Genomic DNA, 15,746 nt, shown 5'->3' with positions numbered 1-15,746 from the left:
TCGAGGCCCTTTTTTTTAGGAAACGTGTTGCAGGAATTCGCGCAGACGTTCGCTTGGCGGATTGCCAATCAGCTCGGCCGGTGGGCCATCCTGAGCAATACGGCCTTTGTCGATGAAGATAAGACGCGATGCCACTTTCTCGGCAAAGCCGACTTCGTGGGTCACGATAACCATCGTCATGCCTTCTTCGGCCAGATCTTTCATTACGGTCAATACTTCGTGACGTAATTCCGGGTCCAGCGCGGAGGTTGGCTCATCAAACAGCATCAGTTTCGGTTTAACAGCCAGCGCGCGGGCAATCGCGACGCGCTGCTGCTGTCCACCGGAAAGCTCTGACGGATAGTGATGCGCTCTTTCAGAAAGGCCGACTTTCGCCAACAGCTCTTTCGCCAGCTTCTGCGCTTCTTCCTTGCTCGCACCGCGCACGCGGATCGGGCCGAAAGCCACGTTTTCCAGAGCGGTCATGTGCGGGAACAGGTGAAACTGCTGGAATACCATGCCCGCTTCCTGACGGATCAGGCGCTCGTCAACTTTCGGATCGTTGACTTTCAGCCCATCGACAATCAGGTCGCCAGAGGTAATCTCTTCCAGCTTGTTGATGCAGCGCAGCAGAGTAGATTTGCCGGAACCTGATGGTCCGATGATAACCACGACTTCGCCCTGATTAATCTTCAGGTCGATATCATGCAGCACCTGGGTTTTCCCAAAGTGTTTGGAAACGTTTTTAAATTCAATCATAAAATTTTCAGCTTGCGTTCAAGGCGGCGCATTGCAAAGCTCAGTGCCAGCGTGATAATCAGATAGATAACGGCAACCGCACTCCAGACCTCCATTGCGCGGAAGTTACCGGCAATGATTTCCTGACCTGAACGTGTCAATTCCGCTACGCCGATAACAATAAACAGCGAGGTATCTTTGATACTGACGATCCATTGGTTACCCAACGGTGGCAACATGCGGCGCAAAGCCAGCGGCATGATGATGTAACGCAAAGTTGCACGACGAGAAAGTCCGAGCGCCAAACCCGCTTCGTTAAAGCCACGGTTAATGGACTGTACGGCACCACGGGTGATTTCGGCGATATACGCCCCCGAGTTGATAACAATGGTGACCACGGCGGCAGTAAAGGGATCGATACGAATGCCGCTTACCATCATTGGCAGGGCAAAATAGATAAACATCACCTGGACAACGATAGGGGTGCCGCGAATCAGCTCAATAAATACCAGAGCAATATTCCGGCTGATAACGCCGCCAAATGCGCGCGCGAAGCCCGCAATAACGCCGATAATCAGGCCCCCAACTAAACCCAGGATAGAAATCCAAAGGGTCATCTTGGCGCCTTCGACGAGGATAGGAAGAGCGGCCCAAACAACGCTCCAGTCAAACTGCATGGATTAATCTCCTGATAAACAAAAACAAAGCCGACCCTGGTGATAATTCACTCAGGGCCGGTGATATAGCCTAACGTTATTCACGCCGGGGAACTATACCTTAATACAACGATTATTTAGGTTCAGCGTCGAACCATTTTTTATAGATAGCGGCGTAAGTGCCGTTCGCGCGCAGGTTTTTCAGTGCGGCGTTAACTTTGTCACGCATTGCGCTGCCTTTCGGGAAGGCGATGCCATAATCCTGACCTTCAACAGTCGGGCCTACTGTTTTGAAGTTACCGTGACCGGCAGTTTTGATGTAGTACTGAATGTTTGGTGCGTCGAACAGTACAGCGTCGGCGCGGCCGGTGCCCAGCTCCATGTAGGCGCTGTCAATGTTCGGGAACTGACGCACGTCTTTTGGCTTCAGGTTGGAGGCGATGTAGTTAACCGAGCTGGTGCCGCTTTTCACTGCAACCACTTTACCGTTCAGGTCAGGAACGCCCTTGATGTCGGTATTGTTTGATTTGACCATGGTGATCAGGCCGCTGGTGTAATAACCATCAGAGAAGTCAACGGCTTGTGCGCGTTGCGGGGTGATGGTCATGCCAGCCAGTGCAACGTCAATGTTTTTGGTTTGCAGCGCAGGGATGATGCCGTCGAAGTCCATAGGCTTGAGGGTGTAGGAGACTTTCATCTCTTTCGCCAGCGCGTCCCACAGGTCGATATCAAAACCGACATATTTGTCACCCTGTTTGAATTCGAAAGGAACGAATGCGGTATCAGTGGCAACGATAAGTTTTTCTTCTGCTGCGTGTGTGCTTACTGCAAAGGCCAGCGTAAGGGCGGCCAGTGAAACCTTTAACATCGACTTCATAAATGCAATTTCCTATGTCTAGTTATGAAAACTTCCGGGAAAATTTATAGGAAAACCTACCCTTTAATAGTTACTGGCTGTGATAAGCAAAAGTTATGCCAACTTTCACAATCCTTATTTTTCAAAGGGTTAGTCTCCTTCGCATGGCATGATTTGCTAAAAAACGCCCTGCAATGCACCAAAGTGGTGCGTCACGGTATTACGCAGTTCCATTTTGGTGCGAAGCCATAGGCTAAACTAATTTTTGTTCCAAAACTGCGCAATTATTAACATTACCACACATTAATCGTGCGTATCTGCTAACAAATTGTCTTGATTTACGCAAAAGATGCCAGTTAATGGAGCAAGTGAAAGGGGGATTTTAAAGGTTTTTGAACGATACTGAATCTGTTGCCCAAGTTTGGTGCGACGAGAAGAGTGTACAAAATAGCAGGCATAAAAAAAGAGAGCCGAAGCTCTCTTTTTTGATTCTTTAAAGTCTGTTCGATTCTCTAAAACTATTCGATTCTTTAAAACTATTCAATGTTGGCTTCGATGAACCACAGGAATTTGTCCAGGTCACGAGACGCGGCGGTGAAGATATCGGCGGTGTCTTCATCCTGAACGTCGGTAATAGCTTTACGAGTATCGTTAGCGACGATGCCGTAACGCTCAGCCAGCGCTTTCAGGTGTTCCTGAACGGAATGAATGTTGGTCGGATAGCTTTTCAGTGGCGTTTTATCGTTAACCACCTGCACCGTACCAAGCGCTACGCCGCCCAGCTGTATTGCACGTTCTGCGATGGTATCTAGATGATCGGTAATGGTGGTACGGAAGCCGTCCAGCATTTCGTGTACGCCGATAAAGTTGGCCCCACGCATATTCCAGTGCGCCTGCTTGGTGATCAGCGACAGGTCGATAAACTCAACCACCAGCTTGTTCAGGATCTTGATGGTCTCGGTTTTAGTACTCTCATCAACATCATTGCGTGTAAAGATAAGGTCAGAAGATTTTGTTTTAACCAGTTTAGCGGTGCTCATCATTAATATCCTCTTAGTGATTCAGTGTACTTTTAGTCGCGATGTGCCCACATACGTATCAATCCTGTAGCCCACATCGCGCAAAGAAATTTGTGTACTTAAAAACGGTGCTGCCGCTTTTTATTACTCAAGTACTTTTTATTACTTAAGTAAAGTGTATTCGAGTAAGTAATTTACTGGAATAAGTATAGCAACGATTTCAGAAAGCGTTGGAAAATATCGCCTATCACTCTTATCGGTATAATCGAATGACCGAAGAAGCGATGTTTCAAAATATTACCTTGCCGATAAATACGCTGTGAACTCATCTCTTATTCCGTAGTGCTGTTAAATAACCTAAAGGCTCGGTATTAATATTTCAAGCTTAAAAGCCGATTTTTATTTTAACTTATTGTAATTTGTATGTTTTTATTTTCATGAAAACGCAATCAATAAACGTTAAATCTAAATGTGATTTATTTTCATTGTCATTTAAGTGGGAGGGAAATGAATATCTAGGAATTATCTGTATTAATGATTTTATGCTATCGATATGAATAAAATAGCGGCAGATAAATAGTTATCTGCCGCGAAAGGAAATGGCCTTAATAAATGTTTTCACTGGACGCGGGATAATTATCCCGCATTTTTACAGTGCCAGACTGCCGCTAAACAGTATGCCACCTAAAGGCTGACCCGTAGGCGAACCGCCTTTCTGCTCCAGCGTAATCGCCAGCGTGGCCTGACCTTTTGCCAGTGAATCGGCCAGCGCAAACTGACTCGCGGCACCCGCGTTGACCAGCCCCAGTGAAACCGGCTTGCCGCCCGCAGGAATAACCCACAGTTCGAGGCTGCGATCGGCAGCAACCGGCGCGGCGTGCAGCGGGGTAATAGTGAGAGATTGTCCCTGCGGCTGCGCACTGTTTTCGGCCGTCACGACCCATTGGCCTGGCACCTGCGTGGCATTGGCATTCGCCAGAATGGCCACCGGCGTAGCGTGACTGCCAGACATCGGCGCGCTTTCCCACAGTTTGGGTAGCAGCAGCACCGCCGCCAACCCTGCCGCAATCGCCCAGCCAAGATAACCTCGGGTAAAGCTCTGCCTCCACGGCGCGGCCTCTGGCGTGCTCTTGGTAGCCGGTTTTGGCGGCAGCTGGAGCTGAATTTTTTTCCATACGGAGTCGGGCGGCGTGACCGGCGTGAGCTGGTTGTCGAGCTGGGAAAAAGCCTCCTGCCAGCGCGCAACTTCGGCCAATAAGGCAGGATCCTGCTGCATCTGCTCTTCAAACTTCAGGCGTGCCGGGCCGCGTAACGTGCCGAGTGCATATTCTGCCGAGAGGGCAGCGTGATATTCGCGTCTGTTTTTCATAGGCCCACACAGCTTTTTAAATGGTCCAGCGCGCGACGGATCCAGCTTTTTATCGTGCCCAGAGGTTGTTGCATGTGGTCGGAAACCTCGCCGTGCGAGAGTCCCTGGTAGTAAGCTAACACCAGGCTTTGTCTTTGTTCAGAGGGAAGATGCCCAAGACATTCCGCCAGTTTTTTTGCTTCGCCGTCCTGTTGTAAACGACGCAGCGGTTGATCGTAATCTTCGTTTAACGCGTCTTCAGCGCCTTCCTCAAGCTCCAGAAGCTGATTATCACTGCCACGCATCCAGTCGATGGCGCGATTGCGCACGATGTGCGTCAGCCAGGTCATAGGAGAACTGAGGGTGGGATTGTAGCTTGCCGCGCGGTGCCACACGGTGAGGTAACAGTCGTGAAGCACTTCTTCTGCCCAGGCGTGGCGTTGCAGCATGCGAAGCGCGACAGCGAACAGGCGGGGAGAGGTTAAACGATATAGTTGTTCAAAAGCCTGCCGATCACCTTCGGCGACAGACTGCATCAAGGTTTTAAGCAGCAAATTGTCGTTGCTCACCTTGTCGGCGGATACACTTTCTTTCATTCGCTCTTCCTGAAAGCTAAAAGATGCAGTACTCCGGCGGCACTGCATCCCCCGGCTATGTCCTGTGTGGACAGAGCTTAGTATATACGCTGAATTTATTTAGGCATCAACACGGTATCGATAACATCGATCACGCCATTTTTCTGTTGTACATCGTAAGTGCTGATGTTCGCCATGTTGCCTTTGCCATCTTTCAACTGAATATTGTGCGGGCCATTGGCCATGATCCACAGCGGCTGTCCGTTAACGGTTTTAAGCTCCGCGTGACCGCCACCTTTCTTGATGAGTTTTTCCAAATCTTTCATTTCATACTTACCGGCCACAACGTGGTAAGTCAGAATACTGGTCAACGTAGCTTTATTTTCAGGTTTGACCAGACTATCTACCGTACCGGCAGGCAGTTTTGCGAAGGCGGCGTTAGTTGGCGCGAACACGGTAAACGGCCCTTTGCCTTGCAGCGTATCGACCAGACCGGCAGCTTTTACCGCGGCAACCAGCGTGGTGTGATCTTTAGAGTTCAGGGCATTCTCGACGATATTTTTGGACGGATACATTTCGGCGCCACCGACCATGGTGGTATCGGACATCATTGCAGCCATTGACGCGGTGCTGAAAAGCAGGGAAGCGCAGAGAGCAGTACGGATAATCGTTTTCATGATGTAATCCTTCAGGTTGAGTCGATAAGTTATTTGCCTAACATCAGTACATACGAACTCATCCCGCCTTTTAGATGCAAAAAAACGCGAAATAAAATTAATTATTTCGCGTTTTTTTTTATCTTGAGAGTAATGGGTTGATCTTAAAGAAATTGTTTAATTTTAATGCGGTTCAGTATTGATAATTTCCACTTTGGCGCGTTTTTGCGCGGTCAGCGTCGAGCCTGCGGAAGCGATAATAATCGCCGCCAGCGCCAACCACTGCCACGGTGTGAGGTGTTCGCCCAGAAAAAGTATGCCCGATAACGCCGCAACTGCCGGCTCCAGACTCATCAACGTGCCAAAGGTTTTGGCGGGCAGGCGGGTCAACGCCATCATCTCGAGTGAGTAGGGCAGCGCCGAGCTTAGCAGGGCAATGCCCAAACCAATCGGCAGGATTTCCAGCGTGAAAAAGCCGCTGTGCGCCTGCGCGATGCCAATCGGACAGAAGATGATTGCCCCGATAGTCGACCCCAGCGCGGCGGTGCCCGGCCCGTAGCTGCTGCCCGCGCGCTGACCTGCCAGAATATAGACTGCCCAGCAGGCGCCCGCTATCAGCGCGTAGCATGCGCCCACGGGATCGATGCTTGAGACGCTATGACCGATCGGCAAAAGGAACCACAGGCCCGTGACGGCCAGCAGGATCCAGATGAAGTCTATCGCCCGTCGAGAGGAGAACATGGCAACCGCCAGCGGCCCCGTAAACTCAAGCGCGACGGCAACGCCTAACGGCACCGTGCGAATTGCCAAATAGAAGGTATAATTCATGCAGCCCAGCGCAATGCCGTAAATAAACAGCGAGCGCAGATTGCCGCCGCGCATCGTCAAGCGCCACGGCCGGAAGTAACACAGCAGAATAATGGAACCCATGCCGAGACGCAGCGCGGTCACGCCCTGAGCGCCGAGCAAGGGAAACAGCGATTTCGCCAGCGCCGCGCCGCCCTGAAGAGAAAGCATGGCGATAAGCAGCAGCGCAACCGCAACCATCGGGTTGTGAACCGCAGCGTTTTGCGGGGCAGAAGAATTATTTTTCAAAGACTCGGTATCCCTTCGAGTTAAGCAGACAGTCGAAACATCGACAGCGTATTACGTCGGCATTGTACCGAGATGTAAAAATGTTGGGAGTAAAACGGTAAGCAAAAGGTAAAAATTTTTTGCTCCGAAAGGCGGATTAAGAATTTTCCGTCGCAAAAATGATGATTTATTACCCAATAGTTTAGGAATTTTCTGCTAATATGAAAAAGTTCAATAAGTTTGTCTTATATTATTTTGGCTAAAAAGCTGATATAAAATAAAGAGATAGAGCGTTATGGACACTTCCTGTTACACCATATGTTGATTTGGACATCGTAATAGAGGCAGAGTTTCATCCTGCTTTTTGTTATATTTTTGTGGTGAAGGTTGTTTTGATTCCCTTTTTTGAGGTGGTTATGAAAAAAATTGCATGTCTTTCCGCATTAGCTTGCGTAGTAGCTTTAAGTACTTCAAGTGCATTCGCTGGCACCAGCACTGTTACCGGTGGCTATGCTCAGGGTGATGCTCAAGGCGTCCTGAACAAAGTTAAAGGTTTCAACTTAAAGTACCGTTACGAATTCGATGATACCCCATGGGGCGTGATCGGTTCTGCAACTTACCTTGAGAAGTCAGATTCTTACGGTGATACTTACAAGAAAGGCACTTACTACGGCGTGACTGCAGGTCCTGCATTCCGCATCAACGACTGGGCAAGCATCTACGGTGTAGTCGGTGTGAGCGTAGCTGAGTGGGACACTATCCAGAACGCACAGTCTACCACTGACCGTCGTCGTAACGAACCAACTGACGCTGGCTTCACCTATGGCGCTGGTCTGCAGTTCAACCCAATCGAAAACGTTGCACTGGACTTCTCTTACGAGCAGAGCCGTATCCGCAACACCGACGTTGGCACCTGGATCGCAGGCGTGGGTTACCGCTTCTAATTGCCGAACTTTGGCGGCTTAATCTTTATTGTTCTAGCCGCCAAGATTCGAAAAAAAACCGCCTCAAGGGGCGGTTTTTCTTTTTGTCATTTTTACTGCTGAATTTTTACTGTCGTAACTCTCGACTCTGCTAACTCTCAACGCTACTTAACTTTCTATTCTACTTAACTTTCTATTCTACTTAGATCCCGCTGTACCAGTTGTAGCCCTGATCTTCCCAATAGCCGCCCGGATAAGTATCCGTCACGAAAATTGCGCCAATGTGCTTGGCATTTTTGAAGCCCAGCTTGGTTGGCATGCGCAATCTAAGCGGATAACCAAAATCAGCAGGCAGCGGCTTGCCGCCGAAATCCAGCGCTAAAATAGTTTGCGGATGCAGCGCGGTCGCCATATCAATGCTCGAATAATAGCGATCGTCACATTTGAAACCGACATATTTGCAGTTGAGATCCGCCCCGACATGCTCGAGGAACGTCTTCAACGGCACGCCGCTCCACTGGCCGATGGCGCTCCAGCCTTCGATGCAGATAAGCCGCGTAATCTGACTGCTCTGCCGCAGGCGTTGCAGCTGCTCCAGCGTCCACGGTGCTTTCTTTTCGACTTTACCGGAGACTTCCAGACGAAAATTGGGAATGTCGATTTCCGGCACGTTGTATTCAGGATAAAAAGCATTGAACGGGAAAGGGTGCGTTATCTGATCCGCGCGATAAGTTTGTGCCAGCTTCTGCCCGCCAAACAGCCAGCCCTGCACGCGATCGTTCCAGCGTGACATCGCCCACAGCACTTTATCGACCTCGTCGCCGTCCTGCATATTACAGCCGGTGAGCATCGAGACTGCGCCCAGCGTCAGGCCCGATTTAATCATCAGGCGGCGTTGAATATTCACCAGCTGTTTGCGCTGATCCGGCTCGAGAATGATTTTAGGCCGCTTTTTCTCATCACTCATCGACGGAATCTCCTGAATTAGTGGGCACTGCCTGACCGCCGGTAATCATGCTCGGCAAGGTTTTAGGCACCAGCAGCACCATCGCGACGTGAACGACCACAAACAGCATGATGCCGCTCATCGCAAAAAAATGAACATAACGGGCAATCGTAAAGCCGCCCATCAGCGCGACCAGTCCGCTCAGCTGTACCGGTTTCCAGATGGATAACCCCGAAAGCACCAACAGCAGGCCGAGCAGTAACACGCCAACGTACATCAGCTTTTGCACCGCGTTGTATTGATTGGATTTATGCGACAGGCGAAAGCGCAGGGCGTTGATAAAATCGTGCCACACCGATTTCGGCGTAAAAGGGAAAAAACGGCGCGTGAAATGGCCGCTGAACACTCCCCAAAGCACGTAAAACAGTCCGTTAGCCGCTAATAGCCACATTACCGCCAGATGCCAGGCGATATTGCCGCCGAGCCAGCCGCCGAGGGTGGTCATTTGGGGAAAGGTAAAACCGAAAATAGGGTCAGCGTTATAGATTCCCCAACCACTCATCACCATGCCGATCATTACCAGCACATTTATCCAGTGACATAGCCGAACAGGCCAGGGATGGATTCTTTTTTTACGCATCGAGGGCTTCCTTGAAGGGCAACTTCTAGGTAGCACAACCCCAGCCCGCCCTGAAACGCAGACACGTGAGGGAGGCGGGCTGGGATCGTAAACTACAGTACTTTTACAGCATTAACGCGCAAGCGCATTACATCGGTGGGGTCACGCCGTCTTTACCTGCTGCGATACCGCGAGCAGCCAGTGCGCCCTGTGCATCTTTAATCGGGAACAGCACGATGTGCGCGCCCGGTTTCAACAGGCTGCGATCGCCCGGCGCCAGCAGCACAACCGGCACGTTGTCAGGAACAATCACCGTTTTCTCGCCGTTCTGATATTTCACGGTCAGCGTGCGGCCATTGCTGTTAACCAGCTTGCCAACAGTCCCGTTAGTCATGGTATTGACCTTGCCATCGGCAGATTCAAACGGGTTGAAGCCTTCACCGCTGCCACGCAAGCTGGGTGCAAAGACGTGAACTTCCAGCGCCTTCAGCGTGCCATTAGCCTGTGGAACCGCGGCAGTACCGATGAAGCTATCTGCCTGAATATCAGACATTTTACCTTCGGTGACCTGCGTGATTTTGGTCTGATCGGTCAGTTTTACGTCGAGTTTTTCACCCTGACGCGTGGTCAGCGTAACGGAGGTCGGGGTCACTGCGTCGATAGTGCCGCGCGTTGGCTTGATGGTGTTGCTGGCGTCGGCGGCGAAGGCTCCGCTGGTCATCAACAGGGATGACAGCAGCAAACCGGCAAGGCGTGAGGACTTAATCATAATACTCTCCAACTTTTTAACGTGAGAAAAAGAAAAGACACGAGATGTCGTCATTCTGAGATAAAGCCATAAAGTCGAACCTGAAAGGCAACGTGAAACGTAAGCCGTTCAATAATGATAGTAAGAGTGAATGATCAACCGGGACCCACAGATGACAAGTTGATGACAATATTGTCATCAAAGGTTGCGAACAGAACTGATAGACTTTAACGAGAACAGCGGCGATAGAGGCAGCAATGCGAATACTGGTTATTGAAGATGACGTCAGCACCGGCGATTACCTGAAAAAGGGGCTCGGCGAAGCGGGCTATCGGGTCGATTTAGCGCGTAACGGCGCGGACGGGCTCTTTATGGCCCTCGAAGAGAGCTTCGACGCGGTGATCCTCGACGTCATGCTGCCGGGGTTAAACGGCTGGCAGGTGATGGAAGTGTTGCGTAAAAAAAGTGACGTGCCGGTGCTTTTTCTAACGGCCAGAGACGAGGTTCAGGACCGTATTCACGGGCTGGAGCTGGGCGCCGACGACTATCTGATCAAGCCGTTCTCTTTTACCGAGCTCAGTCTTCGACTGCGCACGTTGCTGCGTCGTGGCACTGTTCGCGAGTCCGATACCTATTCGCTGGCCGATCTGCATCTCGACGTGCTGCGCCGCAAAGTGACGCGGCAGGAAACCGTTATCCCGCTGACTAACAAAGAGTTTATGTTGCTGCACCTGCTGATGCGCCGTGAAAGCGAGGTGCTTTCGCGGACGATGATCGCCTCGCAGGTGTGGGACATGAATTTCGATAGCGATACCAACGTGGTCGACGTGGCGGTAAAACGCCTGCGCAGTAAAATCGACCGACCTTATGATGTGAAACTGATCCATACCGTGCGCGGTATCGGCTATGTCTGTGAAGTGCGTGATTATGAATAACCCCTTGATTCCTCGTCGATCCTTTTCGCTAACCTTGCGTTCAACCTTGCTGTTTGCGCTTATCGCCGCGCTGGTGGTCAGCAGCGTAGGATTTTATCTTTATTACGCGATGGAAAAAGAGATGGTGCGTCGCGCGGATTATCAGGTCACAGGCCGCGTGCAGTATTTCCGTCAGCTGTTAGGCAGCGATTTTCCGCTGAACCAACTTAGCCATAATCCCGGACTTTTCGAGAATATGCTGGGCAACGAGCGCGATATCCTGCGTTTTCGTGTCACGGGTCAAGAGCCGTTGATCAACGTCAATCCAAGTCATATTTTATTACCTACCGTCGATCCCGTGCCGGCAGGGCAGGCGTTTACCTTAAAAAACGTTCATCATTTACAGGCGGAAGATGGCACGCCAGTGCGCTTTGCCGCCGGAGAAGTGCGGATGAAGGATGGTCAGACGGTCGAAATTCTTGGCGCACACTTTTTAACGGCTGAAACGCGGATGCTGGTGGCGTTTCGCTGGGAAATTATTGCCTCCGTGCTGCTGGCCTACGCGCTGATCGCGGGGCTGGGTTATATCGTTATCCGCCGCGGCCTGCGTCCGCTGGAAAAAATGGCGCAGGAGGCGGCGGGGATCCATCCGACCAGCCTCTCCACGCGTCTCAGCGAAGAAAAAGCGCCGCGCGAGCTGCAGCAATTAATCCGTTCGTTTAATGAAATGCTGGATAGGCTGGCAGAAGGCTATCAGCGGCTGAACCAGTTTTCCGCCGATTTGGCGCATGAAATCCGCACGCCCATTGGCGCGCTGATGGGGCATTGCCAGGTCGCGCTGTATCAAACGCGCAGCACGGAAGAGTATGAAACGTTGTTGGCCAATAATATGGGCGAGCTGGAGCGTATCTCTCGGATGGTCGAAAATATTCTGTTTCTGGCGCGCGCCTCGCACGCCCGGTCAGTATTGAGCATTGCGCCGCTGTCGCTGGAAAACGAGACCCTGCGGGTGGTGGACTATTTCGAAGGATTGGCCGAAGAGCGGGGCATTCAGCTGCGTTGTCACGGCGATGGCGTGGTATTTGCCGATGCGCTGCTATTTCAACGAGCGTTGAGTAATCTGGTCGCCAACGCGATTAACTATGGCGACGAGAACAGCGAGGTCGAGGTTTCGGTTGAGCATCAGGCCAGATACAGCGTGATTAACGTCGACAATGCCGGGCCCGCGATCCCCGCCGATAAGCGCGACAAACTGTTTGACCGTTTTTATCGCGCCGATCCGTCGCGCAGTGAAGGCGGAAGTTCCAACGGGCTGGGGCTGGCTATCGTTCACGCCATTATGGCCCTGCATCACGGCGATGTTAGCGTTCATCAGCTGCCAGACGGTAAAACGCGTTTTGTGCTAGCGTTTCCGAACATTGCCAACTCGTTGAAACCGAATGAATAAAAAAGGCGGAAACTTAAATATTATTTAAATAAGTGTGAAAAACTTAATTATTTTCGTGTTTATAAGTCTCTGAATTAAAAAGATATCGTAAAGATTGTTACATTTATTTGGTTTTTGCAACGAGAAAAATGCAACGTTTCTGCGGGTTTAAGGGTCTGATACGGTTATCGGCAGTCATGTAATGTGCTCTTTTGAGACGTTGGCGCCGGCACGCGCGTGCAGCCGCCGCAGACAGAACTTTTTAAAAGAGCCTTAAGCCCCTGATGTATAAACTAAGAGCCTTATTTCAACAAAAGCTATCGCAACAAAAAGTATCACTCTTTATCGCGTTGTACTTGGGCATACTGCTTAACATCCCGATTTTCTACCGCCGCTATCATCAACTGCACTACAACAACGGCCTGTCGCTGTTAGTTGAAATGGTCGCCGCGTTCGCGCTGGTCTATTTCCTCACGGTGCTCGTTTCGTTTACCGGTAAAACCGTTTTCCGCCTGCTGCTTAGCATTGTTATCGTTTCTTCGGTGGCGGCTGGCTATTACATGATTGTTTTCAACGTCGATATTGGCTACGGCATTCTGGCCTCGGCGCTGGCGTTTGACTCGCTGGATCTCTCGAAAGAGTCCGTTGGCAATCATTTCATTATCTGGACTATTTTACTCAGCCTGATCCCCTTGATTCCATTATGGTTCAGCAAGATGCCTGGCGCATCGCTGCGTGAAACCACATTGCGCAAGCTGGGGCTGAAACTGCTTTTATTGGTGGTGAGCGGGCTGGCGTGTTGGGTGCCGTTAAAACTGATGGGCGATGCGCAGGAAGCGCACGACAAAGTCAGCAATCGCATGATGGCGAGCTATGGCGGCGTCGTAGCGGGAACTTACTCACCGTCCAACTGGTTGTCGGCGCTGGGCCTGTTCATCTACAGCTCTTACAGCCAGGCCGAAGACAACAAAAATCTCTTTGATCCGGCGAAACATTTCACCTACGTGCCACCAAAAGATATCAACGACCTCTACGTGGTATTCGTGATTGGTGAAAGCGCGCGCCGTGATCACATGGGCCTTTACGGCTATGGTCGCGATAACACGCCAAACCTTGATAAAGAGAAAAATCTGGCAGCGTTGCAAGGGTATTCCTGCGACACCTCGACCAAACTTTCCCTGCGCTGCATGTTTGTACGCATGGGCGGCGCGGCTGATAATCCTGAACGCACGCTGAAAGAAGCCAACATTTTTTCCGTGTTAAAAAGTCAGGGATTCAGCTCCGATTTATTCTCGATGCAAAGCGAAGCCTGGTTCTACAACAAGACCAAAGCCGACGAATATTCTCTGCGTGAAAGCATCGCGTCTGAAAAGCGTAACGCCGGTAAACCTGTTGACGACATGTTGCTCATCGATGAAATGAAAGATTCGATGGCCCGCCATCCACAGGGTAAACATTTGATTATCTTGCATACTAAAGGCTCACATTACCTTTACTCCGAACGTTATCCACGCAGCTTTGCGCGTTATCAGCCGGAGTGTATGGGCATCGACGACGCCTGTTCGACGGAAGAGATGATGAATGCCTATGACAACTCGCTGCTTTATACCGACTATTTCCTCGAGCAGGTGTTTAATCAAATGCGCGATAAAAACGCTATTGTGATTTACGCCTCCGATCACGGCGAATCGATTTCTAAAAACATGCACTTCCACGGTACGCCGCGCGATCATGCGCCGATTGAGCAGCGCTCTGTGCCGATTATGGTGTGGGCGTCCGACAAGTTCCTCGCCGATGACCAAAACCGTCAGGGATTCCAGCAGTTACAGTTAATGGCCAAGAATAAAACCCCGGCCTATCATGAAAAACTTTTCGACAGTATATTAGGCTGCTTGGGCTATACCTCGCCAAACGGCGGCATTGTGGAACAGCATAATTGGTGTCACGTGCAGGCAGCGGGATCACATTGAGAATAATAAAATGCAAAATGCACGTCTTGTGGTGGCGATCCTCACCCTGATTATGACGTTGTTGACCTTACTTCCCCTGTCTCGCAATCAGCGCTGGTGGGTCAGGGTTTGGGATTTTCCCCGTCTGCAAATGGCGGTTCTTTCGGTAATGTTTCTGATTATCGAGCTGTGCCTCCTGCCAAACGGGGGGCCGCTTGCCGGTTTTATCGTGATATTGGCGCTGGGTTGTACGGTTTATCAAAGCTGGTGGATATTTCCGTATACCGGTCTCGCAAAAAAGCAGGTCAAAAAAACGCCAGATAGCGAAAATTCGCGGATTAAAATCATTAACTGCAACGTGTTGATGACCAACCGAAAAACCGCCAAGCTGCTGGAAATTCTCCAGCAGCAGGATCCCGACGTTATCGTGCTGCTTGAAACCGATTTATGGTGGGAGCAGCAAATGTCGTCGCTTGATGCGCGTTATCCGCACACGCTGAAGTGTCCGTTGGATAATCTTTACGGCATGCACGTCTATTCTAAATTTCCGATGATCAAGCCAAAAATCCAGTATCTGGTCGCGAAAGGCATTCCCTCGATGCATTTCCGTCTTGAGCTGGCCGGTGGCGAGCAGGTGGTAATGCACTGTCTGCACCCGATGCCGCCAAGCCCGACGGAAGATGACGAATCGACCAACCGCGACGGCGAGCTGATTGCTGTCGGTCACACGGCTGCGAAAGCGAAATATCCGACTATCGTCACCGGCGACCTAAACGACGTGGCGTGGTCACGCACTACGCGATTATTCATGAAAATCAGCGGCTTGCTTGACCCACGACGCGGACGCGGAATGTTTAACACTTTCCACGCCAGCTTTCCTTTTCTGCGTTGGCCTTTAGATCACGTGTTCCACAGTAAAGATTTCACGCTGGTGGACTTAAAACGACTCGACGCCATGGGATCAGATCACTTTCCGATCATGGTGGAGTTGGCTTTAAACCCGCAGGAGGGCAGCACTCAGGAGCGCCTTGAAATTGAAGAGGGCGATGTCGAGGAAGCGAGCGAGAAGATGGAGAATGCGGGCATACGGGCGACGGACGTTCATCAAGTTGAGTTTGCTCGCTCGAGCAGTAGAGTTTAGATTGGGAATCTAAAGGCAATTTTTCTTAGATTCTAAATCTTTTAGGTCAAAGTCTTTTGATTCAAAGTCTTTTGATTCAAAGTCTTTTGGGTCAAAGTCTTTAAGTTCAACTGCATGCGCTTCGCTTACTGCGCGGCGGCGCAGACCGCCTCAAGGATGTTCCTAAGCGAACACCCTTG

16 protein-coding genes are annotated in these 15,746 nt (G+C 50.7%); 5 read left to right on the top strand and 11 right to left on the bottom strand.

The window, feature by feature from the left end; all coding sequences use genetic code 11:
- Positions 1-15: 15 nt before the first annotated feature.
- From glnQ to rhtA, 8 genes are all read right to left on the bottom strand, one after another.
- A complete protein-coding gene (gene glnQ / locus SC206_RS12995) occupies positions 16-738 on the bottom strand; it encodes a glutamine ABC transporter ATP-binding protein GlnQ (protein ID WP_332737859.1) in 723 nt (240 codons plus the stop codon).
- A complete protein-coding gene (gene glnP / locus SC206_RS12990) occupies positions 735-1,394 on the bottom strand; it encodes a glutamine ABC transporter permease GlnP (RefSeq protein ID WP_332737858.1) in 660 nt (219 codons plus the stop codon). Before glnP ends, glnQ begins: the two co-directional genes overlap by 4 nt.
- A 112-nt stretch (positions 1,395-1,506) precedes the next feature.
- Positions 1,507-2,250 carry a glutamine ABC transporter substrate-binding protein GlnH gene (gene glnH / locus SC206_RS12985; protein ID WP_332737857.1) on the bottom strand — a complete coding sequence of 248 codons (744 nt, stop codon included), beginning with the start codon at positions 2,248-2,250 and terminating at the stop codon, positions 1,507-1,509.
- Between the two features lie 515 nt (positions 2,251-2,765).
- Positions 2,766-3,269, bottom strand: a complete 504-nt coding sequence (dps, locus tag SC206_RS12980; protein WP_332737944.1) for a DNA starvation/stationary phase protection protein Dps — start codon at positions 3,267-3,269, stop codon at positions 2,766-2,768.
- Positions 3,270-3,897: 628 nt separating this feature from the next.
- Entirely contained in the window at positions 3,898-4,617 is a 720-nt protein-coding gene (locus SC206_RS12975; RefSeq protein ID WP_332737856.1) for an anti-sigma factor, read from the bottom strand.
- Positions 4,614-5,192 carry a sigma-70 family RNA polymerase sigma factor gene (locus tag SC206_RS12970; RefSeq protein WP_332737855.1) on the bottom strand — a complete coding sequence of 193 codons (579 nt, stop codon included), beginning with the start codon at positions 5,190-5,192 and terminating at the stop codon, positions 4,614-4,616. Before SC206_RS12970 ends, SC206_RS12975 begins: the two co-directional genes overlap by 4 nt.
- 95 nt (positions 5,193-5,287) lie before the next feature.
- Positions 5,288-5,848: a fasciclin domain-containing protein gene (locus tag SC206_RS12965; RefSeq protein ID WP_332737854.1), complete on the bottom strand. Its 561-nt coding sequence runs from the start codon at positions 5,846-5,848 to the stop codon at positions 5,288-5,290.
- A gap of 162 nt (positions 5,849-6,010) precedes the next feature.
- Positions 6,011-6,874 carry a threonine/homoserine exporter RhtA gene (gene rhtA, locus SC206_RS12960; protein ID WP_332737943.1) on the bottom strand — a complete coding sequence of 288 codons (864 nt, stop codon included), beginning with the start codon at positions 6,872-6,874 and terminating at the stop codon, positions 6,011-6,013.
- A gap of 443 nt (positions 6,875-7,317) precedes the next feature.
- Here rhtA and ompX point away from each other — a divergent pair, with 443 nt between their 5' ends.
- Positions 7,318-7,845 carry an outer membrane protein OmpX gene (ompX, locus tag SC206_RS12955; RefSeq protein WP_332737942.1) on the top strand — a complete coding sequence of 176 codons (528 nt, stop codon included), beginning with the start codon at positions 7,318-7,320 and terminating at the stop codon, positions 7,843-7,845.
- 181 nt (positions 7,846-8,026) lie between these two features.
- Here the strand turns inward: ompX and SC206_RS12950 are convergent, their stop codons facing one another.
- From SC206_RS12950 to SC206_RS12940, 3 genes are all read right to left on the bottom strand, one after another.
- Entirely contained in the window at positions 8,027-8,791 is a 765-nt protein-coding gene (locus SC206_RS12950) for a molybdopterin-dependent oxidoreductase (protein ID WP_332737853.1), read from the bottom strand.
- The gene (locus SC206_RS12945) at positions 8,784-9,410 is read right to left on the bottom strand and encodes a cytochrome b/b6 domain-containing protein (RefSeq protein WP_332737852.1); all 627 of its coding nucleotides are present in this window, start codon (positions 9,408-9,410) and stop codon (positions 8,784-8,786) included. The genes SC206_RS12950 and SC206_RS12945 overlap by 8 nt, the downstream gene beginning before the upstream one ends.
- Before the next feature lie 127 nt (positions 9,411-9,537).
- Positions 9,538-10,158, bottom strand: a complete 621-nt coding sequence (locus tag SC206_RS12940; RefSeq protein ID WP_332737851.1) for a hypothetical protein — start codon at positions 10,156-10,158, stop codon at positions 9,538-9,540.
- Positions 10,159-10,394: 236 nt separating this feature from the next.
- Here SC206_RS12940 and SC206_RS12935 point away from each other — a divergent pair, with 236 nt between their 5' ends.
- From SC206_RS12935 to SC206_RS12920, 4 genes are all read left to right on the top strand, one after another.
- The gene (locus tag SC206_RS12935) at positions 10,395-11,072 is read left to right on the top strand and encodes a heavy metal response regulator transcription factor (protein ID WP_332737850.1); all 678 of its coding nucleotides are present in this window, start codon (positions 10,395-10,397) and stop codon (positions 11,070-11,072) included.
- On the top strand, positions 11,065-12,498 hold the full coding sequence (locus SC206_RS12930; RefSeq protein ID WP_332737849.1) for a heavy metal sensor histidine kinase: 1,434 nt from the start codon (positions 11,065-11,067) through the stop codon (positions 12,496-12,498). Before SC206_RS12935 ends, SC206_RS12930 begins: the two co-directional genes overlap by 8 nt.
- Before the next feature lie 263 nt (positions 12,499-12,761).
- A complete protein-coding gene (eptB, locus tag SC206_RS12925) occupies positions 12,762-14,447 on the top strand; it encodes a kdo(2)-lipid A phosphoethanolamine 7''-transferase (protein WP_332737848.1) in 1,686 nt (561 codons plus the stop codon).
- A 10-nt stretch (positions 14,448-14,457) separates the two neighbouring features.
- Entirely contained in the window at positions 14,458-15,567 is a 1,110-nt protein-coding gene (locus tag SC206_RS12920; RefSeq protein ID WP_332737847.1) for an endonuclease/exonuclease/phosphatase family protein, read from the top strand.
- The last annotated feature ends 179 nt before the right edge of the window (positions 15,568-15,746 follow it).

This window comes from Rouxiella sp. T17, assembly GCF_036663475.1.
GTDB lineage: Bacteria > Pseudomonadota > Gammaproteobacteria > Enterobacterales > Enterobacteriaceae > Rouxiella.
The sequence above is the reverse complement of the archived record's forward strand: the minus strand, read 5'-3'. Positions and strand labels throughout refer to the sequence as shown.